Below are 8388 nucleotides of genomic sequence, written 5' to 3'. Positions count from 1 at the left end.
TTTCGTCAACAGCCCAAATCGTGTTTTCTTGCTACCCCGTTCGGCGTTTCCGCCAACCGGGCCGCGCATCCTACAGCAGCTTCCGGATTCGTCAAGCACTTCCGTCACCGCCCTTTCCGCGCCCCGCTCGCTTCGTCGAAACGTCGTCAGCGGGGCGCGCATTGTGCACACGCACAATCCATTTGGGAAGGGGGTGAGCGAAGAAAAGTTTCGGGCGTGTGGCGGGCATGGGGCTTACTTGCCTCGGTGGACCCGCGCATCGTCGTACTGGAACCGAACGCCTTGACCAAGGCCCGGGCTCGGGGCGAACAATGGGGCTATTCGAGCCAAGGAGGACCCCATGCGTACCCCGCTGCTGGTTGTAGTTGCCACGTTGTCCTTGGGCTTGAGCGCGTGCGCTACCGCGCCGCATGCTCAGTGGGTGGAATTGGCGGGCGCGCGCTACTCGGTGGAGGTCGCGGACGACGACAATGAGCGCGCCCAGGGTCTGATGTTCCGTGACGCCATGGACCGTGACCGGGGGATGCTGTTCATCCACGACACCGAGGAGATTCAGGCGTACTGGATGAAGAACACCCGGATTCCGCTGGACATCCTGTATTTCGACAGCGCGCGGCGGTTGGTGTCGCAGCAGCGCGACGTGCCGCCGTGCACGCTGGGGGATGGCTGTCCGTCATACCCCAGCACGGGGCCGGCGCGTTTCGTGCTTGAGTTGAATGCGGGCGAGGCGAAGCGATTGGGCTTGAACGACGGCGAAGAGCTGGTCTTTGGGCCGGGCGTCCAGACGCCCTGAGTGCCGGAGCCTGCCTGTCCCACGGACAGAAGGCCGATGGGGGGCTCTGGGCTCTGGGCTCTGGGCTCTGGGCTCTGGGCTCCGGGCTCCGGGCTACGGGCTACGGGCTACGGCTACGGCTACGGCTACGGCTACGGCTGCGGCTGTTTGCTACCGGCTGCGGACTGTTTGGGCTGTCGGGGCGTCAGGCAGTGAGCCGGATTGCCAGCCGACTATTAGGTGCCAAGGTCAAACTTCGGTCATGTCGAAGTCATCCTTGCCCACGCCGCAGTCGGGACAGGTCCAGTCAGCGGGAACGTCAGCCCAGCGCGTGCCTGGGGCGATCCCCTCGTCCGGCATGCCAAGCGCCTCGTCGTAGATGAACCCACAGACGACGCACATCCAGGTGCGGAACGGGGTGGTCGCGGAGGGGTCGGTCATGGGCGGATAATGTCGGGATTGCGGGCGGGCATTGTCCCATCGGGCCCGCCACCACGGAAGTTGCCCATGACGCCTCGATGGCCGCAACGCGGCCTGTACGCCATTACACCGGACGACCCCGACACGGGTCGCTTGCTGGCACGGGTGGAGCCGGTCCTGGCAGCGGGGGTGTCGTTGCTGCAGTACCGGAACAAGAGCGTCGATGCTGCGAACCGGCGCCTGCAGGCGGTGGCCCTGCTGGTCGTGTGCGCGCGCCATGGCGTCCCACTTGTGATCAACGACGATTGGCGTCTGGCCGCCGACATTGGCGCAGACGGCGCCCATCTAGGTCAGGACGACGGCGAACTGATGGCCGCGCGCGAGCAATTGGGACCGTCGGCGATCCTTGGGGCGTCGTGCTACGACTCCTTGCAGCTTGCCCATGCCGCGGTCAACGCCGGGAGCAGCTACATCGCGTTCGGCGCGTTCTTTCCCTCACCGACCAAGCCGCATGCACGCCAGGCGTCATTGGACTTGCTGCACGACAGCGCGCCGTTGGGCGTGCCTCGTGTGGCGATTGGCGGCATCACGCCGGAAAATGGGCGCGTGCTGGTACGGGCGGGCTGCGACATGCTGGCAGTGATTTCCGGGGTGTTTGACGCTCCCGATCCCGTGGCCGCCGTCCAAGCCTACGGTCAGTGCTTTGACGCTGACGTATCGGCGGGCGGAGCCACGTAGCCCCACCGGGGCAGCCGCCTTTCCATTGATTTTGGACCCGCCCACGCGGGCACTTCCTACCAAGGCAGACCATGAATAACGAACGCTCCCATGCCCTTTTCACCCGCGCCCAGGCACTGTTGCCCGGCGGCGTCAATTCGCCGGTGCGCGCATTTCGCTCGGTGGGCGGCGAGCCGTTCTTCGCGCAGCGCGCGGAAGGCGCGTACCTGCACGACGTGGATGGCAATCGCTACGTCGATTACGTGGGCTCATGGGGACCGATGATTGCCGGCCACGCCCATCCGCAGGTACTGGACGCGGTGGCGAAGACCATGCGCGACGGCTTGAGCTTCGGCGTTCCCAACGCGCTGGAAGTGACGATGGCGGAGGCCATCACCCGCATCGTGCCGAGTTGCGAGATGGTGCGCATGGTCAACTCGGGCACCGAGGCAACGCTCTCGGCGATCCGGCTGGCACGCGGTGCCACCGGACGCTCGCGCATCGTGAAGTTTGAGGGCTGCTACCACGGCCATGGCGACAGCTTCCTGGTGAAGGCCGGCAGCGGCGTGATGACGCTGGGCCTGCCGAATTCGCCGGGCGTGCCCTCGGCGCTGGCCGACCTGACGTTGACGCTGCCGTACAACGACTTCGAGGCGGCGACGAAGCTCTTCGACGAGGTCGGCAGCGACATCGCGGGCCTGATCATCGAGCCGATCGTCGGCAACGCCAACTGCATTTTGCCGCGCGAAGGCTACTTGCAGCACTTGCGCGCGTTGTGCACGCAGCATGGTGCGCTGCTGATCTTCGACGAGGTGATGACCGGCTTCCGGGTGGCGCTGGGTGGCGCGCAGCAGCGCTATGGCATCACGCCTGACCTGAGCACGTTCGGCAAGATCATTGGCGGCGGCATGCCGGTGGGCGCGTACGGCGGTCGTCGCGACTTGATGTCGCAGATCGCGCCGGCCGGTCCGATCTACCAGGCCGGCACTCTGAGCGGCAATCCGGTGGCGATGGCCGCCGGCCTGGCGACGCTGGAGTTGATCCAGGCACCGGGCTTCCACGACGCACTGGAGCGCAGCACGCATGCGCTGTGCGATGGGCTGGAGGCGGCAGCCCGCGAGGCGGGCGTGGCCTTCACCACCACGCGCGCGCCGGGTATGTTCGGCCTGTACTTCCGTGAGGGTCCGGTGGAAACGTTCGAGGATGCGAAGGCCTCGGACACGGCGCGGTTCAATCGCTTTTTCCACGCCATGCTGGAACGTGGCGTGTATCTGGCGCCGTCGGCGTTCGAGGCGGGCTTCGTGTCCAGTGCGCACGGGGAAGCGGAAATCGCGCATACCGTGGCGGCCGCGCGCGAGGCGTTCGCGGTGGCGAAAGCGGGCTAAGCGGTGAATGTCCGTGCCGGGGCCGTCGCGCCCCGACACGAACACAGTCCGCGGCTGACGGAATATGACGGGAGCCCTGCATGCTTGCGGGGCGCCCCACCCTGGCAACACGCCCATCCCGCAACGTGCTACGCGCTGGGCGTCGGGCGTCGGGCGTCAGATGTGTGGCGAAAGCCCGGTGATCCGGGTGTCAATCCAGTGAAACTTGCTCGGTATATTCCCGCTTGGCGCCGCTGAATCCGTCAAACAGCGCCCGGTGGCGGCGAAGTGAGAATTCATCATCGCGCGTGGTGTAACCGCGCACCCACTCGAGCAGCATGGTGAGGTTGCGGTCCTGCGCGGCGGGGCTGGAGTACTTGTGCGGTTCCCACGGCCGGAGCCTGCATTGGGCGATGCATGCCTCCACGCCGGGATTGAGAAACAACAGCTGCGTCGCGTGCGGCAACGCAAGCTCGGCCAGGTCGGCGTAGCAGCCCTCCATCACCCAGCCGGTGTGTTCCGCTCGGAATGCGTCAATGGCCGCCGCGCTTTCTACAAGCGCGCGGCGGCTGGGCGGAATGGCGGGCCGCCACGCCACGGTGTCCAAGTCCAGGTGCGCGAGGCCATGGCGGGACGCCAAGGCCTGCGCGAGGGTGGACTTACCCGAGCCCGAGTTGCCGATGATCACGATTCGCTGCATCCGCGCGCTCCTTCGCAGGGGCTACCAGGCGGGATTCAGCCCGCCACGACCTGGGCAAGCGCGGCGCGCAGGCGCATCAGGCCTTCGGCCACGTCGACGTCGCCAATGTTCAGGGCGGGCACGAAGCGCAATACGTCAGGGCCTGCCTGGAGCGTGAGCAGGCCGTGCTCGACGCAGCGGTCGAGGATCTCGCCTGCCTTGCCGGCATGCTCCGGGCGCAGTTGCGCGCCAAGGATCAAGCCGCGGCCGCGAATTTCGCTGAACAGCTGGAACTCGGCGTCCATGGCCGCGAGCCCGTCGCGGATCGCCTGCGATTGGCGGGCGACATTGACCTGAAGTTCGGGCGAGGACAATTCGCGCAAAGCCGCAGCGGCCACGGCGGTGGCCAGCGGGTTGCCGCCAAAGGTGGTGCCATGCGCACCGAATTGCATGGTCTCGGCGGCCTTCGCACCCACCAGCATCGCGCCAATGGGGAAGCCGCTGCCCAATGCCTTGGCCAGCGTGACGACATCGGGGGTGACGCCATAGCCATGGCAGGCAAACAGGTGGCCGGTGCGCCCCATGCCGCACTGGATCTCGTCGAGGATCAGCAGCGCACCGTGGCGGTCGCACAGCGCGCGCAGGCCGGTGAGGAAGGCATCGGTGGCCGGGGTCACCCCGCCCTCGCCCTGCACCGGCTCGACCAGGACGGCGCAGACATCACCGGCGGCCATGGCCGACTCGGCGGCGGCCAGATCGTTGAAGTCGCTGTAGCGGAAGCCCGGTGGCAGGGGCTCGTAGCCTTCCTGGTACTTGGGTTGCGCGGTGGCGGTCACCGCGGCCAGGGTGCGGCCGTGGAAGCTGCCGCGGAAGCTCAGGATCACCCGGCGCTCTGGCGGACGGCCCTGCGCACTGGCCCACTTGCGGGCCAGCTTGATCGCGGCCTCATTGGCCTCGGCGCCGGAGTTGCAGAAAAACACACGTTCGGCAAATCCCGAGGCTGTGACCAGCGCTTCCGCCAACCGCAGCGGCGGTTCGCTGACGAAGACGTTGCTGGTATGCCAGAGCTTGCCGGCCTGCTCGGTCAGGGCGGCAACCAGCGCCGGATGCGCATGGCCGAGGGCGTTCACGGCGATGCCCGCGCCGAAGTCGACGTACTCGCGGCCGTCGAGATCCCACACGCGAGAGCCCTGGCCACGGTCCAGGACGATGCGGCGCGGGCGATAGACCGGCAGGTAGTAGCGTTCGGCGAGGGCGTAAAGATCGTTCTGGCTGGTCATGGGCGTGGGTTGGGGGGATTGCCCCCATTTTCGCCCATCAAGGCCGTGCGTGCTGCAGACGCGTGCCTCGCTCACGTCCGGCGCGCGTGGTGGGGCAGAATCGGGCAAGGAGGACCCCATGCGCCTGTTGAACGCTGCCCCGCTTGAACCCGCTGCCGAAACCGGCTGGCGCCGGACTTGGTTCGACATCATCCACCGCCACGACACGCCGCCCTCGCGGAATTTCGATCTGGTCCTGATCGGGCTGATCGTGACGAGCGTGCTCGTGGTGATCGCCGACAGCGAGGCGACGTTTCATGCCCGCCACGCGGCTTGGCTGTACGTGCTGGAGTGGGCCTTCACCCTGCTGTTCACCATGGAGTACGTGGTGCGCCTGATGGTCGTGCGCCGGCCACTGCGGTACGCACTCAGCCTGTGGGGCATCATCGACCTGCTGTCGATCCTGCCGACGTACCTCTCGATGCTGGTACCGGGCAGCCAGAGCCTGCTGGTGGTGCGGATATTGCGCATGCTGCGGCTGTTCCGCATCCTGCGGCTGACCCACTACGTGGAGGAAGGCGGGGTGCTGCTCGGCGCGCTATGGCGCAGCCGGCGCAAGATCTTCGTCTTCCTCAGCGCGATCCTGACGGTGGTGGTGGTGTTCGCGGCGATGATGTACGTGGTGGAAGGCCCGGCGAACGGGTTCACCAGCATCCCCGCCAGCATGTACTGGGCGGTGGTGACCATGGCCACGGTGGGCTATGGCGACATCGCCCCGCAGACCGGCGTGGGGCGGTTCCTGGCCTCGCTGCTGATCCTCATCGGTTACAGCGTGATCGCGGTGCCCACGGGCATCTACACCGCCGAACTGACCAGCGGCCTGCGGGAAGCCGCCGGAGAGCCGGGGCGTGACCGTCGTGGTTGCCCGCACTGCGGCCTTACGGGGGATGAGCCGGCGGCGGGATTCTGCCGAGGCTGCGGGAAGGCCTTGCCACCCGCGGCTTGACGATGCGCGAACGGCTTGAGGCATCGCCGCGGCCCCGCCGGACCGTGGCGACGTTGGCTCACCAGACGCCGGTGTTGGGCATCGACGCCCACGGCTCCTGCGGCGGCAGGCGACCGCCCTTCTGCAACAGCTCGACGGAGATCAGGTCGGGCGACCGCACGAATGCCATGTGCCCGTCGCGGGGCGGGCGGTTGATGGTGATGCCCATCGACTGCAGATGTGCGCAGGTGGCGTAGATGTCGTCCACCTCGAAGGCCAGGTGGCCGAAGTTGCGCGCACTGCCGTAGTCCTCGTCGTCGTAGTTGTAGGTCAGCTCGACTTCCGATTCGGGATTGGCCGGGGCGCCGAGGTAGACGAGGGTGAAGCGGCCTTCGGGATAGTCCTTGCGGCGCGTTTCACGCAAACCGAGCCCTTCGCAGAAGAAGCGCAGCGAGGCGTCGAGGTCGCGGACGCGGACCATGGCGTGGAGATATTTCATGTGAGAACTCCTTGGGGGGAGGAAAGCGAAAAGCCTAACCGGCGAATGGCCAGTGGGACCACCGCCTGGCATGTCCTTTGGGCGCGTTTCCCCGCTTGGGGGCGGCGTGCGCCGCTGTACCGCTCAGAGGAACAGGTCGGGCAACAACGACCGCGTCGGATCGACGGCATAGCCGGACAGATCGGTGATGCCAGCCTCGGCCAACACTTCGTCATCGATGAGGAATCGGCCATGGAAGCCGGCGGCCTCACGCACCAGCACCGCATGGGCGGCATCGGCCATGATTTCCGGCTTGCGACACCCCTGGATGTCCATGCCGGGGATCATGTTGAGCGCGTCGGTGGCGATGACCGTGCGCGGCCACAAGGCGTTGACCGCGACGCCCTGCGGGCCGAACTCGGCGGCCAAGCCCAGCGTGACGAAGCTCATGCCCATCTTGGCCAGGGTGTAGCCGGTGTGCGGCCCCCACCACTTCGGATCGAGCGACGGCGGCGGCGCCAGGGTGAGGATGTGCGGGTTGGGCGACTGCAGCAGGTACGGCAGGCACGCCTGCGCGCACAGGAAACTGCCGCGCGAGTTGACCTGCTGCATCAGGTCGAAGCGCTTCATCGGCGTGTCGAGCGTGCCGCGCAGCCAGATCGCGCTGGCGTTGTTGACCAGGATATCGATGCCGCCGAAGGCATCCACCGTGGCGGCCACGGCAGCGCGCACCTCGTCCTCCTCGCGGATGTCGCAGCGCAGGGCGATGGCCTGGCCGCCGGCGGCCTCCACTTCAGCAGCCACGCTGTGGATGGTGCCCGGCAGCTTGGGATTGGGCACCGACGACTTGGAGGCGATGGCGATGTTGGCGCCATCGCGCGCGGCGCGCAGGGCGATGGCACGGCCGATGCCACGCGAGGCGCCGGTGATGAAGAGGGTCTTGCCGGAGAGCGAAGTCATGGCGCGGTCCTTGAAGCCGTGGGTCAGGGTTTGGGCCCCTGCCCTTCATTGTCCTCCCATTTGAGGAGGCGGCGGGTCACGAAGCGATACACCGGCTTGCCGGTGGCGAACCACAGCTCGCGCACCCAGGAGTGGCGCTTGAGCACGCGGCGCTCCACCGGCGTCAGGGCACCGGGGCAATAGGTGCGCTTGTGTTTGAGCAGGTGGCGCAGGTCCTCGCGCGCCAGCAGGCGCATCCAGCGCGCGCGCGGGTGGCCGCGGGTGGCCAGTTGGAAGTCGATGATGGCCGGCGCGCCATCGGGCAGTACCAGCCAGTTGGCTTCTTTGGCGAGGTCGTTGTGTGCCAGTCCGCGGCGGTGCAGCTGCTGCAGCAGGTGCCGTGCGCGGTGGAAGTAGGCAACATCGCCGCGCGGCGGGCGCTGGTACATGGCGTGACCCTCCATGTAGCTGCGGTCCAGCCGGCGCCCGTCCCAGGCCAGCAGGCGCGGCGTGGCGGGCAGCCCATCGACCCGGCGCAGCGCCAAGGCCTCTCGACGGGCCAGCCACCACGCTGGCAGGCGCAGCCACAGCGGCACAAAGCCGAGGTCACGGCGGACGAACAGGCCCACCGGCCCCTGCATGAGGGCGATGCGGCCAAAACTGTCGGCCTTGAGCGCGGCGACTTCGACGGGAGCAATGGACATGCCGCCCAGTTTACGAAATCGGCGCATCCGACCGCCCTGACACAGGCATTGCGTGATCGGCTGCCTATAAT

General features: G+C 67.4%; 10 protein-coding genes. 4 read left to right on the top strand and 6 right to left on the bottom strand.

Annotated elements, in window-relative coordinates; all coding sequences use genetic code 11:
• Positions 1-340: 340 nt before the first annotated feature.
• A complete protein-coding gene (locus tag ACYVBS_RS12055; protein ID WP_460823899.1) occupies positions 341-793 on the top strand; it encodes a DUF192 domain-containing protein in 453 nt (150 codons plus the stop codon).
• 228 nt (positions 794-1021) lie between these two features.
• Here ACYVBS_RS12055 and ACYVBS_RS12050 read toward each other — a convergent pair whose 3' ends face one another.
• On the bottom strand, positions 1022-1213 hold the full coding sequence (locus tag ACYVBS_RS12050) for a rubredoxin (RefSeq protein ID WP_460823897.1): 192 nt from the start codon (positions 1211-1213) through the stop codon (positions 1022-1024).
• Between the two features lie 66 nt (positions 1214-1279).
• Between ACYVBS_RS12050 and thiE the strand changes: the two genes are divergently transcribed.
• Entirely contained in the window at positions 1280-1930 is a 651-nt protein-coding gene (gene thiE / locus ACYVBS_RS12045; RefSeq protein WP_460823895.1) for a thiamine phosphate synthase, read from the top strand.
• 71 nt (positions 1931-2001) lie between these two features.
• A complete protein-coding gene (gene hemL / locus ACYVBS_RS12040) occupies positions 2002-3294 on the top strand; it encodes a glutamate-1-semialdehyde 2,1-aminomutase (RefSeq protein ID WP_460823894.1) in 1293 nt (430 codons plus the stop codon).
• Positions 3295-3484: 190 nt separating this feature from the next.
• Here hemL and ACYVBS_RS12035 read toward each other — a convergent pair whose 3' ends face one another.
• Positions 3485-3973: an AAA family ATPase gene (locus ACYVBS_RS12035; protein ID WP_460823892.1), complete on the bottom strand. Its 489-nt coding sequence runs from the start codon at positions 3971-3973 to the stop codon at positions 3485-3487.
• A gap of 35 nt (positions 3974-4008) precedes the next feature.
• Positions 4009-5232 (bottom strand): acetylornithine/succinyldiaminopimelate transaminase, encoded by a 1224-nt coding sequence (locus ACYVBS_RS12030; protein ID WP_460823891.1) that lies wholly within the window; start codon positions 5230-5232, stop codon positions 4009-4011.
• Positions 5233-5350: 118 nt separating this feature from the next.
• On the opposite strand from ACYVBS_RS12030, the gene ACYVBS_RS12025 reads away from it, so the two are divergent.
• On the top strand, positions 5351-6217 hold the full coding sequence (locus ACYVBS_RS12025) for an ion transporter (RefSeq protein WP_460823890.1): 867 nt from the start codon (positions 5351-5353) through the stop codon (positions 6215-6217).
• A 58-nt stretch (positions 6218-6275) separates the two neighbouring features.
• On the opposite strand, the gene ACYVBS_RS12020 is transcribed toward ACYVBS_RS12025, so the two are convergent.
• From ACYVBS_RS12020 to ACYVBS_RS12010, 3 genes are all read right to left on the bottom strand, one after another.
• Positions 6276-6695 carry a VOC family protein gene (locus ACYVBS_RS12020; protein ID WP_460823889.1) on the bottom strand — a complete coding sequence of 140 codons (420 nt, stop codon included), beginning with the start codon at positions 6693-6695 and terminating at the stop codon, positions 6276-6278.
• Positions 6696-6818: 123 nt separating this feature from the next.
• Positions 6819-7634, bottom strand: a complete 816-nt coding sequence (locus tag ACYVBS_RS12015; RefSeq protein ID WP_460823888.1) for an SDR family oxidoreductase — start codon at positions 7632-7634, stop codon at positions 6819-6821.
• Positions 7635-7657: 23 nt separating this feature from the next.
• On the bottom strand, positions 7658-8317 hold the full coding sequence (locus ACYVBS_RS12010; protein WP_460823887.1) for a protein kinase family protein: 660 nt from the start codon (positions 8315-8317) through the stop codon (positions 7658-7660).
• Positions 8318-8388 lie beyond the last annotated feature (71 nt).

Source organism: Lysobacter olei, assembly GCF_054777355.1.
The sequence above is the reverse complement of the archived record's forward strand: the minus strand, read 5'-3'. Positions and strand labels throughout refer to the sequence as shown.